Origin of the sequence: uncultured Cellulomonas sp. (genome assembly GCF_947494015.1) — a bacterium.
Classification (GTDB): Bacteria; Actinomycetota; Actinomycetes; order Actinomycetales; family Cellulomonadaceae; genus Pengzhenrongella.
The window spans coordinates 74,634-97,195 of record NZ_CANLTL010000007.1; the positions used below are offsets into that span (position 1 = coordinate 74,634).

The window sequence follows — 22,562 nt, forward strand, 5'->3', positions numbered from 1 at the left end:
CGAGCGGACCGACGTCGAGGACCGGCTACCCGGCCGTCGCGCCCGGGCGCGGGGTCAGGTCTGCGGCGTCAGCATGCCGTCGGCCACCATGCCGCGGACGGCGGGCAGGACCTCCGCGGCGACGTCGGCCGCGGGCACCTCGAACAGCGCCGCGATGCCACCCACCAGCTGGGCGACCGTGAGCTCGCCGTCGCACGCGCCGACCAGGCCGGCCAGCGCCGTCCCGGCGCGCACCGCCCGGCCCAGCCCCCCGCCCTGGCGGAGCAGCACGACGTCCGGGTCGGGGCTGCCCGGTGTGAGGTAGCGCTCCTCGGTCACATCGGCGGCGACCGTCAGCCGGGTGGATGCGAGCGCCGCGTCGTCGGTGCAGGCCAGCCAGTCGTGCGCGGCCAGCGCGGCGGCGACGTGCGCGCCGAGCGGCTGCTGGACGGCGCCGGTGCGCTCCTCGAGCCGGCGCAGCGTGGGCCGGCCGCTGACCGGGCGGCGCAGGGTGACGATCCCGAACCCGATCGCGGTCACGTCGCGGGCGGCGAAGTCGTCCAGCCATGCCCCGTACCGGGCCCGCCAGTCCTCCGGGTCGCGCTCGGGGGTGGACCCGCCGTCGCGGATCCAGGTCTCGGCGTACTCGGCCGGGTCCTGCAGCTCGCGCTGCACGACCCACCCGTCCAGCCCGGACTCGTCCAGCCAGCGTCCCACGCGCTCGTCCCAGTCCTGGCCGCCGCGTACCTCCCAGTTGCCGAGCAGCTGCGCCACTCCGCCCGGCTCGAGCACCTGGCCCACCCCCGTGATCAGGTCCCGGACGACGGCGTCCCCGGCGCGGCCCCCGTCGCGGTACTCGTACGCCGGCATGCCGGCCACGCGGGGGGTGATCACGAACGGCGGGTTGGACACCACGAGCCCGAAGCGCTCGCCGGTGACCGGCTCGAGCATGGAGCCGCTCCGCAGCTCGAGCCGGTCGGCGCCCAGACCGGCGAGCGCGGCGTTGAACCGCGCGAAGGCGAGCGCCCGGGTGGAGATGTCCGTGCCGACGACGGCGTCGGCGTGCCGGGAGGCGTGCAGCGCCTGGATGCCGCAGCCCGTGCCCAGGTCCAGCGCCCGCCCGACGGGGTCGCGGACCGTCACCTGGGCGAGCGTGGTCGACGCACCACCGACGCCCAGGACGTGGTCGGTGCGCAGCGCGCGGCCGGTCGCCAGCTCGCCGAGGTCGGACGCGAGCCACCAGTCGACGGTGCCGGCCGCGTCCTCGGCGCGGTAGGGGCGCAGGTCGACGACGGCGCGCACGGGGTCGCCCGCACCCCAGCCCGCCGCCGCCACCAGCCCGAGCGCGACCGCGCCGTCGACCCCGAGCCGGGCGAAGGCGCGCTCGGCGTCCGCCCGGGCGACGTGGGTCCCGAGCACGAACAGCCGGACCAGGGACGCACGCTCCGGCGCGGACGAGCCGGGGCCGGTCGCGCGCAGGGCCGGCACCGGCTCCTCGCGGTGCAGGGCCGCCGACGCCACCGGGCCGAGCAGCTCCTCGACGCCGTCGACGGTGTACCCCGCGGCGTCGAGGTCACCGCGGAGGTGGTCGAGCCGGTGCGGGTCGGTGCGCGGCAGGTCGTGGGTGCTCACGCGGCCATCATCGCGCTCGCGGGGCCGGCCGCCGCGCGGGTGCGCGTGCGGCGGGCGGGTCAGGCGTCGAGGGGCACGTCGAGGTCGACCACGATCGGCAGGTGGTCGCTCGCGCGGCGGGTGACGTCGTCGGACCGGATGGTCGAGCCGGTGACGCGCAGCCCCGGGCTCACCAGCACCGCGTCGAGGCGGCGACGTGGCCGACGCGCGGTGAAGGTCGGTGCGGCCGACTCGACCGCGTCCACCAGCCCCGACCCCAGCCGGGCCCAGACGGGGCCGCCGGGCTGCTCGTTGAGGTCACCCATCACGACGTACGGGCCCGGCTCGGTGAGCATGTCGTGCAGGACGCGGTCCAGGTGGGCCAGGCGCTCGCGGGAGCCGAGCGGCAGGTGGATGTCCACGACCGTCACCCCGCCGATCCGTGCGAGGCAGTAGCCGCGCGGCACCTGTCCCAGCCGCCACGGCAGCGCCCGGCCCCGGGCGCCGTCGACCCGCACGCCCTGACGGACCAGCAGGGCCGTGGTGCGCGACGGGCCCTCACCCACCACGACGCGCTGCCCGGTCAGGCCCGCCAGCTCGGCCAGCCGCCGGTGACCGTGCCGGCCCCGGGGCGGCTCCTGCAGGGCGAGCACGTCGGGGCGGGCGTCGTCGATCACCTCGACGAGCGCACCGACACCGATGTCCAGACCCTTGACGTTGTACGTCATCACCCGCATGGGGCCATCACACCCCAGGGCCCGGGTCCGCGCCCGGGGTGAGCCGGTCCCGGGTGCCGCCGTCAGTCGCGGACCAGTGCCGGCTCCTGGTCGACGTGGTCCTCGCTGTCGACCCGCGCCGCCCGCACCCGCGAGGCGATGACGGCGCCGAAGGCGATCACCGTCGCGGCCAGCGCGATCCCCAGGCGGGCGGCGTGGTTGGCGTCGTCGCCCACGCTGATCGTGACGATGGCCGGGGCGATGAGCAGCGCGACCAGGTTCATCACCTTGATCAACGGGTTGATGGCCGGTCCAGCGGTGTCCTTGAACGGGTCACCCACCGTGTCGCCGATGACCACCGCGGCGTGCGCCTCGGAGTTCTTGCCGCCGTAGTGGCCGTCCTCGACGATCTTCTTCGCGTTGTCCCAGGCGCCGCCCGCGTTGGCCAGGAACACGGCCATCAGCACGCCGGTGGCGATCGCGCCGGCGAGGAAGCCGGCCAGCGGGCCCACGCCGAGGCCGAACCCGACGGCGATCGGTGCGAACGCGGCGAGCAGCCCGGGCGTCGCGAGCTCGCGCAGGGAGTCGCGGGTGCAGATGTCCACCACGCGGCCGTACTCGGGCCGCACCTCGCCGGTCATGATGCCGGGGTTGTCCCGGAACTGGCGGCGGACCTCGAACACGATCGCGCCGGCGGCGCGGGTGACGGCGTCGATCGCCAGTCCCGAGAACAGGAACACCGTCGCGCCGCCCAGGATGACGCCGACCAGGGTGACCGGGCTGATGATGTCGTAGCTGAGCATCGCCCCGGTGACGCCGGTGAGCCCGGCGACCGTCTCCCCCAGCCCGTCCAGGGCCGTGGAGACCGAGGCCGCGTACGAGCCGAACAGCGCGGTCGCGGCCAGCACGGCGGTCGCGATGGCGATGCCCTTGGTGATCGCCTTGGTGGTGTTGCCGACGGCGTCGAGGTCGGTCAGGGTCTGGGCGCCGTCGGCGGAGACGTCGCCCGACATCTCCGCGATGCCCTGCGCGTTGTCGCTCACCGGGCCGAAGGTGTCCATCGCGACGATGACGCCGACGGTGGTGAGCAGACCGCAGCCGGCCAGCGCGATGAGGAACAGGGCGAGGATCACCGACCCGCCGGACAGCAGGAACGCGGCGCAGATCGCGGCGGCGATGATGCCGGCGGTGTAGACGGCGGACTCCAGGCCCACCCCGATCCCGGACAGCACGACCGTGGCCGCGCCGGTCTGCGAGGTGCGCGCGACGTGCAGGGTCGGCTTGGACGTCGTCCCGGTGAAGTACCCGGTCAGCCACAGGATGATGCCGGCCAGGACGATGCCGATGAGCACCGCGCCGGTGGCCACGAGCCGGGGGTCCCCGGTGTTCGCGGCGAGCGCGCCGTCCACGCCGGTCAGCTCGGCGAACGAGCCGGGCAGGTAGATGAACGCGGCGATCGCCGACAGCACGGCGGCGACCGCCGCGGAGGTGTAGAAGCCGCGGTTGATCGCCGTCAGTCCGCTCTCGTCGCCGCGGACCCGGGTGATCATGACCCCGAGGATCGCGGTGAGCGCACCGATCGCGGGCACGATGAGGGGGAAGACCAGGCCCTGCTCGCCGAATGCCGCCTTGCCCAGGATCAGCGCCGCGACGAGGGTCACGGCGTAGGACTCGAACAGGTCGGCAGCCATGCCGGCGCAGTCGCCGACGTTGTCCCCGACGTTGTCGGCGATGGTCGCGGCGTTGCGGGGGTCGTCCTCGGGGATGTTCTTCTCGACCTTGCCGACGAGGTCGGCGCCGACGTCGGCCGCCTTGGTGAAGATGCCGCCGCCGACCCGCATGAACATGGCCAGCAGCGCCGCGCCGAAGCCGAAGCCCTCCAGCACCGCCGGCGCGTCACCGCGCCAGATCAGCACCACGACGGCTGCCCCGGCCAGACCGAGACCGACGACGCACATGCCGACCACGCCGCCGGTGCGGAACGCGATCCGGGCGCCCTCGGAGCGGCCGCCGGGCAGGGACGCTGCCGCGGCGACCCGCAGGTTCGCGCGGGTGGCCAGCCACATGCCGAGGTAGCCGATCGCCGCCGAGCACCCCGCGCCGAGCACGAAGAAGACCGAGCGACCGACCTTGATGCCGGTGTCACCCGGCAGCAGGAACAGCAGCGCGCAGACCACCAGGGCGAACAGCGCCAGGGTGCGGAACTGCCGGTTGAGGTAGGCGGACGCGCCTTCCTGGATGGCCTGCGCGATGTCCTGCATCCGGCGGGTCCCCTCGCCGGCGGCGAGCACCTGCCGGCGGAGCACGACCGCGTAGAACAGGCAGGCCACGGCGATCACCGCGACCACGCCGACGATCGTGAGGCTCGTGGTTCCGAGCGTGAGCATGCGTCCTCCTCGACACCCGCGCAGGCCCGAGAGCCGACGCCCCCCTGTGCTCCGACGGCCTCGTTGCCGCCGGACTGCGCGCAGTCTAGCCAGACGCTCGGTGCCCCAGGTCCGCCTTCGGCGGATCGGTCGGAGGTGCCGGTCGAGCCCGGCGTGCCGTGCCGGCGGCCGTCGGCGCGGGCCGCCAGGACCGCCTCAGCTGGCGAGCGCGGCCTCGAGCGTCTCGTGGATGGTGAAGACCTGCGTCAGGGCGGTGATCCGGAAGACCTTGATGACCTTCTCCTGGTCGATGACCAGCTGCAGGCGCCCGCCGAAGCCGCGCACCTTCTTGAGCGCACCGACGAGCACGCCCAGGCCCGTGGAGTCCATGAAGGTGACCCCGGTGAGATCGACGATGACGTCGGTGTGGTCGGCGTCGATCAGGTCGGCGAGCTTCTCACGCAGGGACGCGGCGGTGTAGACGTCGATCTCACCGGCGACCTGGACCACCACCTGGTCACCGTGCACCTCTGTGTGGACGGAGACGTCCATGGCTCACCTCCTGGGGAACGACCACCGTATCTAACCAAACCCGGGGCCCGGCGTGCCGGGGACGACGGTCCGTGGCCGCCGTCCGGGGGACGGGCGCCGGGCCCGCTCGCGGCGGGCGGTGCCCGCGGGTGGGAGACTGGGCACGTGGGAGAGACCGGGCAGGGCGGGCGGTGACCGAGGCGGCGCACCGCTCGGAGGAGCTGCTCGACGTGCTGGTGGCCCACGGGCGCCGCGCTGACCGGCTGACCCACGTCCATCACGTGCCCGAGCGGTCCGGGACCCCGGCGGACTGGCCCGCCTGGGCGGACCCGGACCTGGTCGCCGGGTACCGCGCGCTCGGCGTGAGCCGCCCGTGGGAGCACCAGGTCGAGGCCGCCGACGCCGCCTGGTCGCGCCGGCACACCGTGGTGGCCACGTCCACCGGCTCGGGCAAGTCGCTGGCGTTCTGGCTGCCGTCCCTGACCTCCGTGCGGACGGACGTCGCAGCGTCGGTCCTGGACCCCGGGCGGATCGAGTCGGCCCGGCGCCGGGGATCGGTCCTGTACCTGTCCCCCACCAAGGCGCTCGCGGCCGACCAGCTGGTCGCACTGGAACGGCTGCTCGACGCCGGGCACGCGCGCGACGTCCGGGTGGCGACCTGCGACGGCGACACCCCCGTGGAGGAGCGCCGGTGGGTGCAGGACCACGCCGACGTCGTCCTGACCAACCCCGACTCCCTGCACTTCGCGCTGCTGCCGCACCACCGGCGCTGGGTCCGGCTGCTCACCTCGTTGCGCTACGTCGTGGTGGACGAGTGCCACGCCTTCCGCGGTGTGTTCGGGGCGCACGTCGCCGCGGTGCTCCGACGACTGCGTCGGCTCGCCGCGCACCTGGGCGACCCGGCCGGCCCGACCTTCCTCATGGCGTCGGCGACCACGGCCGACCCGGCGGTCAGTGCGGCGCGGCTGCTGGGCGTCGCGCCCGACGACGTCGTCGCCGTCACCCACGACCGGGCACCGGCCGGCCGGCGGACGTTCGCGCTGTGGCAGCCTCCCGAGCTGCCCGGCCATGGCGGGCCGGACGACGGCGGAGCATTCACCCGGGCGGCCGAGCCGCTCGAGGACGACCCGTGGGCATCTGCGGTCTCCAGCGGTGCGCCGGCGTCGGCGGCACCGACCGCGACGGTCGCACCCGCACGTGCTGCCGGTGCCGGTGGGGCCACTGCTGGTGACGAGGGTGCCGCCGGGGTCGGCGGGGTCGGCGGGGTCGGCGGGGTCGCTGATGGTGGAAGCCCGGTCACCGGGTCCGACGGCCGCCCGGCCGGCCCGGACGACGGGCGGCTGCTGGGCAGCGGGTCGGGGGTCGTCGAGGACGATCCCGCGCGGCCGCGCCGGTCGGCCACCGCGGAGATCGCGGACCTGCTCGCCGACCTCACCGTGGCCGGGGCGCGCACGCTGGCGTTCACGCGGTCCCGGCGCGCGGCGGAGTCGGTCGCCACCGTCACCCAGCAGCACCTGGTGTCCGTCGACCCGTCGCTGGCCGGCACGGTGGCGGCGTACCGGGGCGGCTACCTGCCCGAGGAGCGGCGGGCCCTGGAGTCGGCGATCCGCGACGGTCGGCTGCGCGCGCTGGCGACGACCAACGCGCTGGAGCTCGGCGTGGACATCTCCGGGCTCGACGTCGTGCTGATCGCCGGCTGGCCCGGCACCCGGGTGTCGTTGTGGCAGCAGGCGGGCCGCGCCGGGCGGGCCGGGAGCGAAGGACTGGTGGCGCTCGTCGCGCGCGAGGACCCGCTGGACACCTTCCTGGTTCACCACCCGGAGGCGATCTTCGACGCCGGCGTCGAGGCGACCGTGTTCGACCCGACGAACCCGTACGTGCTTGCCCCGCACCTGTGCGCGGCCGCGGCGGAGCTGCCGTTGCGGGCCGAGGACTGCGACCTGTTCGGGCCCGGCACCCGTGAGCTGCTGGACGTCCTCGTCGACCGCGGCGCGCTGCGCCGACGCGCGTCGGGCTGGTACTGGACGCACGCGGACAGCGCCGCCCGGCTGACGGACCTGCGCGGCACCGGCGGTGACCCCGTCCGCGTGGTGGAGGCGGTCACGGGACGGATGCTCGGGACGGTCGACGCGTCGTCGGCGGACGCCACGCTGCACCCGGGGGCCGTGTACGTGCACCAGGGCGCGACCTTCGTCGTCGAGGAGCTGCACCTGGCCGACGGCGTCGCGCTGGTCGACCGGCGGTCGGTCGACTTCGGCACGTGGGCGCGCTGGCTGACGTCCATCGAGATCCGAGCGGTGCGCGAGCGGCGCGAGTGGGGACCGGTCATGTGGGGCTTCGGTCCGGTCGACGTCACGACGCAGGTGGTCAGCTTCCAGCGCAAGCGCATCCCGGACATGCAGGTGGTCGGGTCCGAGCCGCTGGACCTGCCGGCCCAGACGCTGTCCACCACGGGGGTGTGGTGGACAGCGCCGGCGTCGATCCTCGAAGACGCCGGGATCGACGCGGACGTGGCACCGGGCGCGCTGCACGCGGCCGAGCACGCGTCCATCGGGCTGCTCCCACTGCTGGCGACGTGCGACCGGTGGGACCTGGGCGGGGTGTCGACCGCGATGCACGTCGACACCGAGCAGGCAACCGTCTTCGTCTACGACGCGTACCCCGGGGGTGCCGGCTTCGCCGAGCGCGGGTTCCACCTGGGAACGGCCTGGCTGCGAGCGACCCGCGAGGCGATCGCGACCTGCCGCTGCTCGACGGGCTGCCCCGCGTGCGTGCAGTCCCCCAAGTGCGGCAACGGCAACAACCCGCTCGAGAAGCACGCCGCCGTGCGGCTGCTGGACGCCGTCCTGGCTCACGCGCCGGGCTGACCGTGCACTGGCCGGTGGTCCGTCGGCGGCGCTCACCGAGGGCGGCTTCGCGGCGGCCACCGAGCGGCGGCACTCGGGGCGGGGCTCACCGGTCACGGCCCGCTCCAGCGCCGCCCGGACGCAGATCCGCCGGCCCCGCCCGGGCACGTGCGGTTGCGGTCCCCGGTGACCCCGCGGACCGTGCGGTGCTGACGACGACGGCGCCGTCCGCCCCGGGGCGGCAGCCCGTGAGCCGGGCGCCGTTGCGGCCCGCCACCTCGCGCGCGACCGCGCACGCTGCGGCGCCGGTGCCGCCGGGGTCCGCGAGCCGCGCGGCCGCGGCCAGGGCCGCCAGGTCGGCCGCCGACTGCGCGGCCGACCTGGCACGTTCGGCGCCCGCGAGCGCCGCCACCCCGACCAGCAGGACGAGGGCGACGGCGACCAGCCCGAGGACGAGCACCGTGCCGGACCCGCGCTCGTCCCCGTGTCCCGGGCGCCGGCGGGTCACGGCTCGATCCGGGCGGTGGCCGTCGCCCGAGCGGTCAGACCCGCCGGGGCGAGCGGTCCGGGTCCGAGCGGCCGGTGCACCGTGACCGTGACCCACTCCCCGCCCCGGGAGACCGCCACGCCCGCCCCGCCGCCCGCGACCCGCCCCGCCACCGCAGTGACCTCGGCGACGTCCTCCCCGAGCGCGGCGGCCCGGGCGCCGGCCCGCGCGGCATCGGCGCACCGCAGCTGCGCGGTCGCCGCCCCGGACAGGAGCACCACGACCAGCAGCAGCCCGACCACGGCCGGCAGGGCGAGGGCCAGCTCGGCCGTCACCGTGCCCCGCTCCCGGTGGCCGGGCGGTGCCGGCCGGCCAGGACGGGCAGGCCGCGGGCCACGGGCCCTCGCATCCCGGTTCATACGGACAGCGCGGACCGGATGATCCCGAGCAGCAGCTCGCGCACCTCGGCACTGCGCAGGATCACCACCAGCAGCCCGGCGAACCCCGCGGCGGCGACCGTCGCGATCGCGTACTCGGCGGTCGCCATGCCGGCCTCCGGATCGACCTGCCGGTCCACCGGCCCGGCCGGGACGTGCTCGGCCGGGTCCGTGATCGCCGTGTGCGCGGGCTCGGAGGTGAGCGGCGCCGCCGGCTCGCAGGTGACCGGCGCCGCCGGGTGGGCCGGACGGCGCTCCGCGGGGTCGGACACCGTCGCATGCGCCGGGCGGGCCGGCGACCCCGGCACGGAGCCGGCCGACGGGGACCGCCCCGCGGTGCGCCGGGCCGTCAGTGCCCGGTGGGTCAGGGTGAGGGACATGGTGTGCTCCTTGTCGTCGGGGTGATCGCGCAGTCCACGCTGCCCGCCGCGCCATGGCGTGCGGCGTGCCCGTCGGCGCCCCGGTGGACGACGGCGGCCCGGGCGCGGCCTGAGGACGGGCCGGTGGCTCACCGCGTGAGCTGGCTGCCGACGGAGACCATCACCGGGACGAGCCCGATCAGCACGAACGCCGGCAGGAAGCACAGCCCCAGCGGCAGGACCAGCCGGACACCGAGCCGCCCGGCCGCCTCGCGCGCTTCCGTGCGCCGCGCGCGCAGCAGGTGGTCGGCCGCGGCGCGCAGGGCCGGTCCCGGCGCCGCACCGCTCGACCACGTCGCACCGAGGCACCGCACCACCGGATCCAGCCGCGCCGGCGCCCCGACCCAGGCGTTGTGCCAGCCGGCACCCATCACCAGTGCGGCGGACACGCGCACCAGCGCGTCCCCGTCGGCGCCCCCGAGCGCACGGCCCACCGCGGTGAGCGCCCGCGGCAGGCCGGCCCCGGACGCGATGGCGGCGTCCAGCAGCCGCAGCACCACGACGACGTCGACCGGTCCGGACTCGTCCGGGACAGGGGTGACCTCGGCGACCGGGGCGCGCGCGACGGCTCGCAGCCGCCGGGCGCGACCGGTCCACCACCAGGGCAGGGCGGCAGTGGCGGCGAGCGTGCCCGCGAGGACCAGCAGGGGCGTCATGTCGCCGGGCCGGCGGCCGCCGCGCTGCGGGCCAGGTGGGCGGTCCAGGCGCGGCCGGTCACGACGAGCACGACGCCCGCGCCGAGTGCCGCGGAGCCGACCGCACCGTCCAGCAGTACGCCCACCGGGTCCGCACCCACGGCGGTGCCGAGCACCACGCCGAGCGCGGGCAGCCCCGTGAGCACTCGGGCGGTCGCGCGGGGACCGGCGAGCGCGGCTCGCCGGTCCCCGTCGGCCTCGGCCTGCGCGACCAGTGCCTGCGCGACGCCGTCCAACAGGGGGGCCAGGGGCGCACCGAGCTCGGCGGCGAGGCGTCCGGCGACCACGACGACGACGGCCTGGGCGCGCTCGCCGCGATGTCGCGTCAGGTCGTCGACGCCCGGCCCACCCGGTGGCACGGGGACACCGAGCACCTGCGACCACGCAGACCCGGGGTCGGCGCCGGACCTGAGCCGTGCGGCGACGTCGGTCACCAGCGGGGCCAGGTCCGGGCGGTCCCCGGCGGTGCGGCCGGGGCCGGGCAGGTGGCGGGTCAGTGCGCCGAGCACGCCGCGGTGGACCCTCGCACCGGCACCGGCACCGGCACCGGCACCGGTGCCCGGCACCGGATCGGGGCGACCCCGCCCGACGCCGGCCCGGGCGGCCCGGGCCGGTGAGCGTCCCACCGGTCCGCGGAGCACCAGGACCGCCGCGGCGACCGTGGCCGCCAGCAGCCAGCTCACCGGTCACCCGCGCGGAGCCGCCGCTCCAGGGACGACCACCCGGGCCCCTGCCGGACGCCCTCGGGGTCCGTCGGGCCGGCCGGACCCCCGGCGTCGACGGCGTCGGGACGGCGGCTGAGGGCCGTGACGACCTCGACCCTCCCGGTCGCGTCGCGCTGCACCACGCCGATCTCCGCGAGCACCCGCCCGGTCGCCACCCGGCGCAGGTGCACCACGGCGTCCACGGCGCTGACCACCTGGGCCGCGACGGCGTCACCGTCCAGGCCGGCGAGGGCCGCGAGCGCCTCCAGCCGCGCAGGGACGTCGGCGGCCGTGTTGGCGTGCACGGTCGCCCAGCCACCCTCGTGACCGGTGTTCAGCGCGGTCAGCACCTCCCGGACCTCCGCCCCGCGGCACTCGCCGAGCACGATCCGGTCCGGGCGCATCCGCAGCGCCTGCCGCACGAGCTCGGGCAGGTCCACCCCGCCCGAGCTCTCCACGTTGGGGCGCCGGGTGAGCAGCCGCACCACGTGCGGGTGGTCCGGGGCCAGCTCACCGGCCTCCTCGATGCAGACGATCCGCTCGTCCGGCGGCACCAGGGACAGCAGCGCGGACAGCAAGGTCGTCTTGCCCGTGCCGGTCGCGCCGGACACGAGCACGTTCGCGCGCGCCCCGACCAGGGACCGCAGCACCGGGGCGAAGCCGGGGGCGACGGCGCCGGTGGCGACCAGCTCCGCCATGGTGAAGGCGTGCGGGCGCAGCACCCGCAGGGACAGCAGTGCGCAGGGACCACCCACCGGCGGCAGCACCGCGTGCAGGCGGGTGCCGTCCGGCAGCCGGGCGTCGACGAGCGGCGAGGCGTCGTCGAGCCGCTGGCCACCGGCGGCGGCCAGCCGGACCGCGAGTGCGCGCACCGCCTCGGTGGAACCCAGATCCACCGGTGCGCGCTCGAGCCGCCCGGCGCGCTCGACCCAGACCTGGTCGGGGGCGTTGACCAGAACGTCCGTGACCCCCGGGGTGTCCAGCAGCGCCTGCAGCGGTCCCGCCCCCAGCATCTCGGCGCGCACAGCGGACACCAGAACGGCCAGGGCACGGCTGCCCAGCACGGCGCCGCACTGCCGCACCACGGCACGCACGTGCTCGGGCGAAGGGGCCTGCCCGCCCTGGACGAGGCGGGCGCGCACCTCGTCCAGCAGGTCGGGGCTGACCACCTCGTCCCCCGGCGGGGCCGGGCGGCCGGCGGCCTCGAGCCGCTCCAGCAGGCTCATGACAGGTCCCGCGCCAGCCGGCGCACTGCACGGCCGAAGCCGCCGCGGCGCCGGGGCACCGGGCCGAACCCGCGCTCGACCAGCGCCCCCAGGTGCCGGTCGTGGGGCACCCTCCCCGCCACGGGCAGGTCGACCACGTGCGCCACCTCCAGTCCACTCAGCCCACCGGGTCCCGGCCCGCGCACCGCGAGCCGGACGTCGGCCACCGTCTGCCCCAGCACGCGCCGCAGCGCCACCACCCCGGCCACCGACCGGAGGTCGCACGGGGTCACCACCAGCACGACGGTGCAGTGCGCGAGGGCGGGCCCCTCGTCGAGCACCTCACGCCGGCCCAGGTCCAGCACGACGGTCCGGTGGCACGCCACCAGCGCGGACAGCACGTCGGCGACCACCTCCGGCGGTGCGGGCCCGGGCCGCCAGCGGTCGCCGCTGAGCACCGGTACCCCCCGCCACACCGGCAGCAGCGCGACGAGCTCGGCACCGGGGACGTCACCGCGTGCACCGGACAGGTCCGCCCAGCGCAGACCGTCCACGTCCTCGATGCCGAGCTGGACGTCCAGGCCGGGCGCAGCGGCGTCCAGGTCGACCAGGACGACCGGCGCGGCGCCGCCGGGCTCGCCGTCCGGCCCCCCGCCGGCCTCCCCGCCGGGCGCCCCGCCGGGGACCGCCGACCCCCAGGTGTGCGCCAGGGCGGCGGCGAGCGTCGTCGTGCCCGCACCCCCGCACGCACCGACCAGACCGACCACGGTCGTCGCGCCCACGCCGGGACCGGCTCGGTCCATCGGCTCACCGCCTCCCGCCCGGTGGCGACCGGTCCGGCGCGGCCCCACCGGCCGCACCCCCGACCCTCTCCGGTGGCGGGCGATCCAGGCGCGCGCGGGCGGCCCCGGCGGTGCACGGGCGCGCGCAACGGCGACCCTGGGGTCGGCCGCACCGCCACGCCGCCGACCCCGCGGCGCCGCCGGGCGGCGCCGGACCACCGCCACGCCGCCGACCCGCCGAAGAGCCGCCGGGCCCCCGCCGGGCCGCGCCGCCCGCACCCGGGGGCCAAGATGAGACCCATGGGCCCATCGCCGAGCGTCTCGTCCTCGATCACCGTCCGCCTCGAGGTGGAGGCCCGGCCGACCGCCGTCAGCGAGCTGACCACGGCGATCGAGCGGGCGGAGGGCATCGTCACCGCGCTCGACGTGACGGCGTCGGGGCACGAGCGCATCACCGTGGACGTCACCTGCGCGACCCGCGGGGAGACCCACGCCGCCACGATCGTCGACGGCCTGCGCGCCCTGCCCGGGGTCCAGGTCGACCGGGTCAGCGACCGCGTGTTCCTGCTGCACCTGGGCGGCAAGCTGTCCATCGAGTCCAAGGTGCCGCTGCGCAACCGCGACGACCTGTCGATGGTCTACACGCCCGGGGTCGCCCGGGTCTGCGAGGCGATCGCGGCGCGCCCGGGCGACGCGCGGAACCTGACCATCAAGCGCAACACCGTCGCCGTCGTCACCGACGGCACCGCCGTGCTGGGCCTGGGCGACCTCGGCCCGCTCGCGGCGCTGCCGGTCATGGAGGGCAAGGCGGCGCTGTTCAAGCGGTTCGCCGGCATCGACGCCTTCCCGATCGCGCTGGACACCAAGGACGTCGACGCCATCGTGGAGACCGTGTGCGCGATCGCGCCGGTCTTCGCGGGCATCAACCTCGAGGACATCTCCGCGCCGCGGTGCTTCGAGATCGAGCGGCGGCTGCGCGCCCGGCTGGACATCCCGGTGTTCCACGACGACCAGCACGGCACCGCGATCGTCGCGCTGGCCGCACTCACCAACGCGCTGCGGGTCGTCGACAAGCACCTCGCGGACGTGCGCATCGTGCTGTCCGGCGCCGGCGCGGCGGGGACCGCCGTGCTCAAGCTGCTGCTGGCGGCGGGCGCGGACGACGTCGTGGTGGCCGACATCGACGGCGTCATCCACGCCGACCGCCCGGGCCTGGCGCCGCAGCTGCGCTGGACCGCCGAGCACACCAACCCCCGGGGCGTGACCGGCACCATCGCGCAGGCGCTGGTGGGCGCGGACGTTTTCATCGGCGTGTCGGCACCGGACATCGTGACCGGCGAGGACATCGCCCGGATGGCCGACCGCGCCGTCGTCTTCGCGCTCGCCAACCCGCGGCCGGAGGTCGACCCGGTCGAGGCCGCCCGGTACGCCGCGGTGGTGGGCACCGGCCGCTCCGACTTCGCCAACCAGATCAACAACGTGCTGGCGTTCCCGGGCGTCTTCCGCGGGCTGCTGGACGCCCAGTCCCACCACATCAGCGACGGGATGCTGCTCGCCGCCGCGACGGCGCTGGCGTCGGTGGTCACGCCCGACGAGCTGAACCCGACCTACATCGTCCCGAGCGTGTTCAACGCGGAGGTGACCCCCGTGGTCGCGGCCGCCGTCGAGCAGGCCGCCCGCGCCGGCGCGTAGGGCCCACCGGGCGTCACCGTGCCTGCCGCCCTAGCGTGGACCGCGCACGGCACCGAGCGGTGACGGCGTCCGGCGCCGCCCGCCTCGACACGACAGGAGCACCCCGATGAGCCGACGCGAGCCCCACCGTCCCGACGACCCGTCGCCCGAGCCGACCCGGGCCACCGGCAGCACGGCTGTGACCCCGGAGGAGACCGCCGACGCCGGACGGTCCCCGCGCGCCGCAGACCCGGCCTTCCCCGAGCCGCAGGGACCGCCCACCACCGGCCCGGGCGGCCACGTCGTCGGCGCGATCGTCGGCATCGTGCTGACCCTGCTCGCGCTCGTGCTGCTCGCGCTGGGCATGTCGCGGATCCTGGCCGCCGGCGCGGGGGAGGACGCCGTCGCCCCCGATGCGCTGGGCATGGTCCTGGTCACGCTGGGCGCCCTGGTGGCCGGCGCGGTCGCGACGCTCGCGGTGCGCACCAGCACCATCCCCTTCGCCGGCGGCCTGGTCGCCGTCGTGCTCGGCGCCGCCTACCTGTTCGCCCCGGCGGACACCCAGCGCGAGACGGTCCGGCTGCTGGCGACCCAGCAGAACCGCGAGGGCCTGCTCAACATCATCACGATCGCCACCACGGGGATGATCTTCACCCTCGGCATCGTGCTGCTGGCCGCCGGGTTCGGGGCGTCGCTGGTGCGGCGCCGCGGCATCGAGGTGGGCTCGTTCCGGGAGCGCACCCGCGCCTCGGGCGGGGACCGGTGACGCCGGCGGACCGACGCCGCGCGGCCGCGCGACCCACCCGGACTAGAGTGCGGCGGCAGCAGGACCGACAGAGCAGTCACCCATGCACGCAGCGCGGCTGCGGACCGGAGGAGAAGTGACCGAGGAGTCCCCCACCTCGCCCAGCCTGGAGAACCTCCTGACCGAGGACCGGCGCTTCCCGCCGGACCCGCAGTTCTCCGAGCACGCCAACGCCCACCCCGAGCTGTACGCCTGGGCGGCGGCCGACCGCACCGGCTTCTGGGCCGACCAGGCCCGCGAGCTGATCTCCTGGCACCGGCCGTTCACCGAGGTGCTGGACTGGTCCGGGGCGCCCGTCGCGCGGTGGTTCGCCGACGGCGAGCTCAACGCCTGCTACAACGCGGTGGACCGCCACGTCGAGGCCGGCCACGGCGACCGGGTCGCCCTGCACTTCGAGGGCGAGCCGGGCGACACCCGGACCCTGACGTACGCCGACCTGCAGCGGGAGGTGTCGCGGGTCGCGCACGTGCTCACCGGTCTGGGCGTGGCCACCGGTGACCGGGTCGCGATCTACCTGCCGATGATCCCCGAGGCGGTCATCGCGATGCTGGCCTGCGCGCGGATCGGGGCCCCGCACTCGGTCGTCTTCGGCGGCTTCTCCGCCGAGGCGCTGCGCTCGCGGATCGCCGACGCCGAGGCGAAGGTCGTCGTCACCGCCGACGGCGGCTACCGGCGCGGCACGGCGAGCGCGCTCAAGCCCGCGGTCGACGAGGCGCTGGCCGGCGGCGGACCGGTCGAGCACGTCCTGGTGGTGCGGCGCACCGGGCAGGACGTCGCCTGGACCGAGGGTCGGGACGTGTGGTGGCACGAGGCGGTCGAGGCCGCCCCGACCGAGCACACCCCGGTGTGGGTCGAGGCCGAGCACCCGCTGTTCATCCTCTACACCTCGGGCACGACCGGGAAGCCCAAGGGCATCTTCCACACCACCGGGGGGTACCTGACCCAGACCGCGTTCACGCACCTGAACGTCTTCGATCTCAAGGCCGACACCGACGTCTACTGGTGCACCGCCGACGTCGGCTGGGTCACCGGGCACACCTACATCGTCTACGGGCCGCTGGTGAACGGGGCCACCCAGGTCATCTACGAGGGCACCCCGGACACCCCGCACCGGGCCCGCTGGTGGGAGATCGTCGCGAAGTACAAGGTGTCGATCCTCTACACCGCGCCGACGGCGATCCGCACCTGCATGAAGTGGGGTGAGGAGCTGCCCGGCCAGCACGACCTGAGCTCGCTGCGGCTGCTGGGCAGCGTCGGGGAGTCCATCAACCCCGAGGCATGGATGTGGTACCGGCGCGTGATCGGCGGCGACCGGACCCCCATCGTCGACACCTGGTGGCAGACCGAGACCGGCGCGATCATGATCTCCCCGCTGCCGGGGGCCACCACGCTCAAGCCCGGCTCGGCCCAGGTGCCGCTGCCGGGCATCAGCGCCGACGTCGTCGACGACGAGGCGCACCCGGTGCCGAACGGCGGCGGCGGATACCTCGTGCTCACCGAGCCGTGGCCGGCCATGCTGCGGGGCATCTGGGGCGACCCGCAGCGGTTCGCCGACACGTACTGGTCCCGGTTCCCGGGCCTGTACTTCGCCGGGGACGGCGCGAAGAAGGACGAGGACGGCGACATCTGGCTGCTCGGCCGGGTCGACGACGTCATGAACGTCTCGGGCCACCGGCTGTCCACGACCGAGATCGAGTCCGCGCTGGTCTCCCACCCGTCGGTCGCGGAGGCGGCGGTGGTCGGCGCCGCCGACGACACCACCGGTCAGGCGGTGGTCGCGTTCGTGATCCTGCGCGGCGGCAACGAGGAGACGTCCGGCACGGTCGAGGAGCTGCGGTCCCACGTGGCCCGGGCGATCGGCCCGATCGCCAAGCCGCGCAGCATCCTCGTGGTCGCCGAGCTGCCCAAGACGCGGTCGGGCAAGATCATGCGCCGCCTGCTGCGCGACGTCGCCGAGCACCGCGCGGTCGGGGACGCCACCACCCTCGCCGACGCCTCGGTCATGGACCTGATCAGCCGGGGCCTGGACAAGCAGTCACCGGCCGCGTCGGAGGACTGAGCCGGGACGGCCGAGACAGGGCTCACACACCGCCGGCCCCCGCCGATAGGGCGTGCGCGAGCGCCACTGAGGCGCGGCACACGGGGCGGGGGTCGGCACGATGAGCATGGTGACGGACCGGGGCGGCGCTCCCGGTCGAGAGGGCTTCGTCCGTCTCGCGTACCACTACACGGACGGCCGCGAGATCACGACCGACGCCATGCCGTGGGCCGAGGCGCTGGCGTACCTGCCACTGCTGCGGGCGGTCGCGGTGGGCGAGCGCAGCTACACGGCTCCGTTCGCGACCATCGAGCTCATCGACGGCTGAGTCCGGACCTGACCGCGCCGGCGACGGCGGCCTCGGACCGGCCAGCCCCGGACACCTGGGCGAGTGCGACGTCGCGGACCCTTGACGACACCCGAACGGTGGGAAACGTCGCACTCGACGGCAACCACCGGCCCGGTGCGACGTTGTGGACCCTTGGCGCGACCCGAACGGTCCGATGCGTCGCACTCGACGGCAGCCACCGGCCCAGTGCGACGTTGTGGACCCTTGGCGCGACCTGAACGGTCCGATGCGTCGCACTCGACGGCAGCCACCGGCCCAGTGCGACGTTGTGGACCCTTGGCGCGACCCGAACGGTGGGAAACGTCGCACTCGACGGCAGCGACCGGCCCAGTGCGACGTTGTGGACCCTTGGCGCGACCCGAACGGTCCGATGCGTCGCACTCGACGGGGGGACGGTGACGGGGATGGGGCGGCCGCTCACAGCGCGAGCAGCCGGCGCACGTCGCGCACGGCCTCCCGGCCGGCGCGGTTGGCCCCGATGGTGCTCGCGCTGGGTCCGTACCCGACGAGCTGGATGCGCGGGTCGGACGCCACCCGGGTGCCGTCCATGACGATCCCGCCGCCGTGCCGCCGCAGTCCCAGCGGCGCCAGGTGGTCCAGGGCCGGCCGGAACCCGGTCGCCCACAGCAGCACGTCCGCGCGCTGGTGCCCCGGCGCCGGCGGGACGTCGCGCGGGTGCCAGACGACGCCGTCGGGCACGATCCGGGAGAACATCGGCAGCCGCACCAGCACGCCGTCGTCGATGCCGCGCTGGTACTCCTCGGTGAGCGGGAGCCCGGTCACCCCGACGACGCTCTGCGGCGGCAGGCCGGCCCGCGTCCGGGCGTCGACCGCGGCGACCACGCTGCGGCCCCACTCCTCGTCGAACGGGCGCGTGAGGAACTGGGGCGGGCGCCGGGTGACCCACGTCGTGGTGGTGATCCGGCCGATCTCGAGCAGCAGCTGCACCGCGCTGGTCCCGCCGCCGACCACGACGACGTGCCGGCCCAGGTGGTCCGCGGCCGACCGGAAGTCGTGGGTGTGCAGCTGCTCGCCGGCGAACGCGTCCCGGCCCGGGTAGGACGGCCAGAACGGTCGCTGCCACGTCCCGGTCGCGTTGATCAGCGCCCGGGCCTGCCAGGTGCCCGCGTCGGTCTCGACCGCCAGCAGCCCGCTCGCGGCGGCAGGCCTGCCGGGCGCGTCGGTCACGTCGGGCCGGTCCGGTTCGTCGCGCACGTCCCGCACGGACCGCACCCGCACCGGCCGGACGACGGCGAGGTCCCACGCACGCTCGTACGCCTCGAAGTACCGCGCCACGGCGACCGACGCCCGCTCCGCCGGGTCGACGGCGGGCAGCGGCAGGCCGGGCAGCTCGTGCACCGCGTGCGTGTGCTGCATGGTCAGCGAGTCCCAGCGGTGCTGCCACGCCCCACCGGGGGCCGGGGCGTCGTCGAGCACCACGAACGTGCCGGCGCCGTCGTCGTCGGAGCCGGCGGCGGCCGGGGCCGCGCGCAGACCGGCCCGACGCAGGTGGTACGCGGCCGACAGCCCCGCCTGACCGGCGCCCACGACGACGACGTCGACGGCTCGCGGCGCGCGGGGGGTCACGCCTCCACCCTGTCCGCCGACCGGCGGCTGCGCACCCGGTCGGCGTGATGGGATGGACCCATGCCAGCGCGCCTGCCCGCCGTCCACCGCGGCCCGCTCGACGGCCACACCGCCGACGAGGTCCGCGCGCTCGCCGCCGAGGCCACGGCCGCCGACGGGGTCGCCCCGCTGTCCGAGGGGCCGCTGCTCGCGCTCGGCACCGGGACGGCGACCGTGCACCTGCTCACCCGGGACGTCGACGGCGCGCTCGGTGGCTACGCCCAGCTCGACCTCGGCGCCCCGGACGTCGGCAGCGCGGAGCTCGTCGTGGCGCCGCCGCTGCGCCGGGCCGGGATGGGGCGGCGGCTGCTCGAGGCGCTGCGGCAGGTGGCGGCGACCTCGCCGGACGCCGACCCGCCGCGGTCCCTGGTCGTGTGGGCGCACGGGGACCTGCCGGCGGCCCGGGCGCTGGCCACGGCCGCGGGCATGGACGTGGTCCGCGAGCTGTGGCAGATGACCGTGGACCTCGACGAGCACCCCGTCGACCCGGATCCCACGCTGCCCCACGGCGTCACCGTGACGGCGTTCCGCCGCGGCGCCGACGAGGAGCGGTGGCGACGGGTCAACGCGCGGGCCTTCGCGCACCACCCCGAGCAGGGCCGGATCACCCGCGAGGACCTCGAGGCCCGGATGTCCGAGCCGTGGTTCGACCCCGAGGGCTTCCTGCTGGCCGAGCGGGACGGGGTCCTGCTCGGCTCGGTGTGGACGAAGGTGCACCCGGCGCAGGACGACCGCGAGCCGGTCGGCGAGATCTACGTCGTCGGGGTCGACCCCGACGCCCAGGGACTCGGCCTCGGCGGCGCGCTGACCCGGCTCGGGCTGGCGCACCTGGCTGCACGCGGTCTGCGGCGGGTCATGCTCTACACCGACGCGGACAACACGGTGGCGGTGCGCACGTACACCCGCGCCGGCTTCGAGCGGACCGGCGTGGACGTCCAGTTCGGCTGACCACCGGCCGGTCCCCGCCGCACGCCCGCGTGGTCCGGTGGCACGATGGGCCGATGACGGACCAGCCGCTCCCCCGCAGCGTCGGCGTTCAGCCCCGGCCGCACATCGCCGCCGTCCCCGCGCCGACGCAGGCGCGCGACACCCGTGACCCGCGCGACGCCTCCGCCGGCGCCGACACGGACGAGTTCGGCGACGACGCGCGGGCGCGGTTCGCCGATCGCGAGCTGAGCTGGCTGGCCTTCAACCAGCGGGTGCTGGAGCTCGCCGAGGACCCCGCCCAGCCCCTGCTGGAGCGGGTGCGCTACCTGGCGATCTTCGCCTCCAACCTCGACGAGTTCTTCATGGTCCGGGTGGCCGGCCTCAAGCGGCGCATCGCCACCGGCCTGGCCGTCACGGCGGCCTCCGGGATGAGCCCGCGGCAGGTGCTGGAGAGCATCGCCGAGCGCGCGCACGAGCTCAGCGAGCGGCACGCACGGGTGTTCACGGACTCGGTCCAGCCCGCCCTGGCCAAGGAGGGCATCACCCTCGTCCCGCTGGACGACCTCGGCGCCGACGAGCAGGACCGGCTGCACAAGTACTTCCGCAAGCAGATCTTCCCCGTGCTGACCCCGCTCGCCGTCGACCCGGCGCACCCGTTCCCGTACATCTCGGGGCTGTCGCTCAACCTCGGCGTCGTCGTGGTGAACCCCTCGACCGGCAAGGAGCACTTCGCGCGGGTCAAGGTGCCCCCGCTGCTGCCCCGGTTCATCGCGGTCGACGCCCGCGGCCGGCCGAGCGCGCCGAGCGCGCAGGCGGCCGCACCCGAGCGCGGCCCGATCTCGTTCGTCCCGCTCGAGGACCTCATCGGCCACCACCTCGACCAGCTGTTCCCCGGCATGGAGGTGACCGCGCACCACACCTTCCGGGTCACCCGCAACGAGGACGTGGAGGTCGAGGAGGATGACGCGGAGAACCTGCTGCAGGCCATGGAGAAGGAGCTGCTGCGCCGCCGGTTCGGCCCGCCGGTCCGCCTGGAGCTGGCCGAGGGCATCCACCCGCGCATCCGCGAGCTGATGATCCGCGAGCTCGGGGTCGCCGAGCACGAGGTCTACGAGCTGCCGGCGCCGCTGGACCACACCGGGCTGAACCTCATCGCCGACCTGGACCGCAGCGACCTGCACTACCCGCGGTTCGTGCCCACCACGCACCGGCACCTGGCCGAGGTGGAGAGCGCCAAGGCGAGCGACGTGTTCGCCGCGATCCGCGAGCGCGACATCCTGCTGCACCACCCGTACGACTCGTTCTCGACGTCGGTGCAGACGTTCCTGCAGCAGGCCGCGGCGGATCCCGACGTGCTCGCGATCAAGCAGACGCTGTACCGCACGTCCGGGGACTCCCCGATCGTGGACGCACTCATCGACGCCGCGGAGGCCGGCAAGCAGGTCCTGGCCCTGGTGGAGATCAAGGCGCGGTTCGACGAGCAGGCCAACATCTCCTGGGCGCGCAAGCTCGAGCAGGCCGGCGTGCACGTGGTCTACGGCATCGTCGGCCTCAAGACCCACTGCAAGCTCAGCCTCGTCGTGCGGCAGGAGCCGGACGGCCTGCGCCGGTACTGCCACGTGGGGACGGGCAACTACAACCCGAAGACCGCCCGGCTGTACACCGACCTGGGCATCCTGACCTCCGACCCCGAGGTGGGCCAGGACCTGACCCGGCTGTTCAACCAGCTCAGCGGCTACGCCCCCAAGTCACGGTTCCACCGGCTGCTGGTCGCCCCGCGCTCGGTGCGCACCGGACTGGTCGAGCGCATCGACCGGGAGGCGGCCAACCACCTCGCCGGTCACCCGGCGTGGGTCAAGATCAAGGTCAACTCGGTCGTCGACGAGGCCACCATCGACGCCCTCTACCGCGCCTCGCGCGTCGGGGTGCCGATCGACCTCGTCGTCCGCGGCATCTGCGCGGTGCGGCCCGGGGTGCCGGGGCTGAGCGAGACGATCCGCGTCCGGTCCATCCTGGGCCGCTTCCTCGAGCACTCGCGGGTGTTCGCGTTCGCCGACGCCACCCACGACGGCCCCGAGGTCTTCATCGGCTCGGCGGACCTCATGCACCGCAACCTCGACCGCCGCGTCGAGACGCTCGTGCGGATCGTGGACCCCGGCCACGTCGACGACCTCGTCGAGATGATCGACGCCTCGATGGACGACGGCACCGCGTCGTGGCACCTGGGGCCGGACGACACCTGGGTGCGGCACCACCTCGACGCGGACGGCGCCCCGCTGCTGGACCTCCAGCAGCGGTACATCGCCTCCCGCCGTCGCCCGTCGCGGTCGCGATGACCGCCCGGCCCGCATTGCGACCCGTCCCCGGC

At 75.7% G+C, this 22,562-nt stretch carries 19 protein-coding genes; 7 read left to right on the forward strand and 12 right to left on the reverse strand.

Features of this window, described 5'->3' with window-relative positions:
• Positions 1–54 precede the first annotated feature (54 nt).
• The 4 genes from Q0840_RS09685 to Q0840_RS09700 form a co-directional block, all read right to left on the reverse strand.
• The gene (locus Q0840_RS09685) at positions 55–1,611 is read right to left on the reverse strand and encodes a methyltransferase (RefSeq protein ID WP_298459178.1); all 1,557 of its coding nucleotides are present in this window, start codon (positions 1,609–1,611) and stop codon (positions 55–57) included.
• 59 nt (positions 1,612–1,670) lie between these two features.
• Positions 1,671–2,327 carry an endonuclease/exonuclease/phosphatase family protein gene (locus tag Q0840_RS09690; RefSeq protein WP_298459179.1) on the reverse strand — a complete coding sequence of 219 codons (657 nt, stop codon included), beginning with the start codon at positions 2,325–2,327 and terminating at the stop codon, positions 1,671–1,673.
• A gap of 62 nt (positions 2,328–2,389) precedes the next feature.
• Positions 2,390–4,693: a sodium-translocating pyrophosphatase gene (locus tag Q0840_RS09695; protein WP_298459181.1), complete on the reverse strand. Its 2,304-nt coding sequence runs from the start codon at positions 4,691–4,693 to the stop codon at positions 2,390–2,392.
• A gap of 195 nt (positions 4,694–4,888) precedes the next feature.
• The gene (locus Q0840_RS09700; RefSeq protein ID WP_298459183.1) at positions 4,889–5,224 is read right to left on the reverse strand and encodes an STAS domain-containing protein; all 336 of its coding nucleotides are present in this window, start codon (positions 5,222–5,224) and stop codon (positions 4,889–4,891) included.
• Positions 5,225–5,394: 170 nt separating this feature from the next.
• On the opposite strand from Q0840_RS09700, the gene Q0840_RS09705 reads away from it, so the two are divergent.
• Positions 5,395–8,070, forward strand: coding sequence for a DEAD/DEAH box helicase (locus tag Q0840_RS09705; RefSeq protein ID WP_298459185.1), 2,676 nt, complete (start codon positions 5,395–5,397; stop codon positions 8,068–8,070).
• 85 nt (positions 8,071–8,155) lie between these two features.
• On the opposite strand, the gene Q0840_RS09710 is transcribed toward Q0840_RS09705, so the two are convergent.
• The 7 genes from Q0840_RS09710 to Q0840_RS09740 all read right to left on the reverse strand — a co-directional run bounded on the left by Q0840_RS09710 (position 8,156) and on the right by Q0840_RS09740 (position 12,799).
• Positions 8,156–8,557 carry an Rv3654c family TadE-like protein gene (locus Q0840_RS09710; protein ID WP_298459186.1) on the reverse strand — a complete coding sequence of 134 codons (402 nt, stop codon included), beginning with the start codon at positions 8,555–8,557 and terminating at the stop codon, positions 8,156–8,158.
• Complete coding sequence (locus Q0840_RS09715) at positions 8,554–8,871, reverse strand: TadE family type IV pilus minor pilin (protein WP_298459187.1); 318 nt, start codon at positions 8,869–8,871, stop codon at positions 8,554–8,556. The genes Q0840_RS09710 and Q0840_RS09715 overlap by 4 nt, the downstream gene beginning before the upstream one ends.
• A gap of 80 nt (positions 8,872–8,951) precedes the next feature.
• Positions 8,952–9,353 carry a DUF4244 domain-containing protein gene (locus tag Q0840_RS09720; protein ID WP_298459188.1) on the reverse strand — a complete coding sequence of 134 codons (402 nt, stop codon included), beginning with the start codon at positions 9,351–9,353 and terminating at the stop codon, positions 8,952–8,954.
• Between the two features lie 128 nt (positions 9,354–9,481).
• Positions 9,482–10,048 carry a type II secretion system F family protein gene (locus tag Q0840_RS09725; protein ID WP_298459189.1) on the reverse strand — a complete coding sequence of 189 codons (567 nt, stop codon included), beginning with the start codon at positions 10,046–10,048 and terminating at the stop codon, positions 9,482–9,484.
• A complete protein-coding gene (locus tag Q0840_RS09730) occupies positions 10,045–10,770 on the reverse strand; it encodes a type II secretion system F family protein (protein ID WP_298459190.1) in 726 nt (241 codons plus the stop codon). Before Q0840_RS09730 ends, Q0840_RS09725 begins: the two co-directional genes overlap by 4 nt.
• Complete coding sequence (locus Q0840_RS09735) at positions 10,767–12,017, reverse strand: TadA family conjugal transfer-associated ATPase (protein WP_298459192.1); 1,251 nt, start codon at positions 12,015–12,017, stop codon at positions 10,767–10,769. Before Q0840_RS09735 ends, Q0840_RS09730 begins: the two co-directional genes overlap by 4 nt.
• Positions 12,014–12,799, reverse strand: a complete 786-nt coding sequence (locus tag Q0840_RS09740; RefSeq protein WP_298459194.1) for a pilus assembly protein FlpE — start codon at positions 12,797–12,799, stop codon at positions 12,014–12,016. Before Q0840_RS09740 ends, Q0840_RS09735 begins: the two co-directional genes overlap by 4 nt.
• A 279-nt stretch (positions 12,800–13,078) precedes the next feature.
• Here Q0840_RS09740 and Q0840_RS09745 point away from each other — a divergent pair, with 279 nt between their 5' ends.
• The 4 genes from Q0840_RS09745 to Q0840_RS09760 all read left to right on the forward strand — a co-directional run bounded on the left by Q0840_RS09745 (position 13,079) and on the right by Q0840_RS09760 (position 17,620).
• Positions 13,079–14,470 carry an NAD-dependent malic enzyme gene (locus Q0840_RS09745; RefSeq protein WP_298459195.1) on the forward strand — a complete coding sequence of 464 codons (1,392 nt, stop codon included), beginning with the start codon at positions 13,079–13,081 and terminating at the stop codon, positions 14,468–14,470.
• Between the two features lie 106 nt (positions 14,471–14,576).
• Positions 14,577–15,215 carry a hypothetical protein gene (locus tag Q0840_RS09750; RefSeq protein ID WP_298459196.1) on the forward strand — a complete coding sequence of 213 codons (639 nt, stop codon included), beginning with the start codon at positions 14,577–14,579 and terminating at the stop codon, positions 15,213–15,215.
• An 82-nt stretch (positions 15,216–15,297) separates the two neighbouring features.
• Positions 15,298–17,313: an acetate--CoA ligase gene (acs, locus tag Q0840_RS09755; protein ID WP_298459198.1), complete on the forward strand. Its 2,016-nt coding sequence runs from the start codon at positions 15,298–15,300 to the stop codon at positions 17,311–17,313.
• Between the two features lie 100 nt (positions 17,314–17,413).
• A complete protein-coding gene (locus tag Q0840_RS09760; RefSeq protein WP_298459199.1) occupies positions 17,414–17,620 on the forward strand; it encodes a hypothetical protein in 207 nt (68 codons plus the stop codon).
• Between the two features lie 438 nt (positions 17,621–18,058).
• Here Q0840_RS09760 and Q0840_RS09765 read toward each other — a convergent pair whose 3' ends face one another.
• Positions 18,059–19,228, reverse strand: a complete 1,170-nt coding sequence (locus Q0840_RS09765; protein WP_298459200.1) for an FAD-dependent oxidoreductase — start codon at positions 19,226–19,228, stop codon at positions 18,059–18,061.
• 60 nt (positions 19,229–19,288) lie between these two features.
• Between Q0840_RS09765 and mshD the strand changes: the two genes are divergently transcribed.
• On the forward strand, positions 19,289–20,215 hold the full coding sequence (gene mshD, locus Q0840_RS09770; protein WP_298459203.1) for a mycothiol synthase: 927 nt from the start codon (positions 19,289–19,291) through the stop codon (positions 20,213–20,215).
• 53 nt (positions 20,216–20,268) lie between these two features.
• Positions 20,269–22,530: an RNA degradosome polyphosphate kinase gene (locus Q0840_RS09775; RefSeq protein WP_298459204.1), complete on the forward strand. Its 2,262-nt coding sequence runs from the start codon at positions 20,269–20,271 to the stop codon at positions 22,528–22,530.
• Positions 22,531–22,562 lie beyond the last annotated feature (32 nt).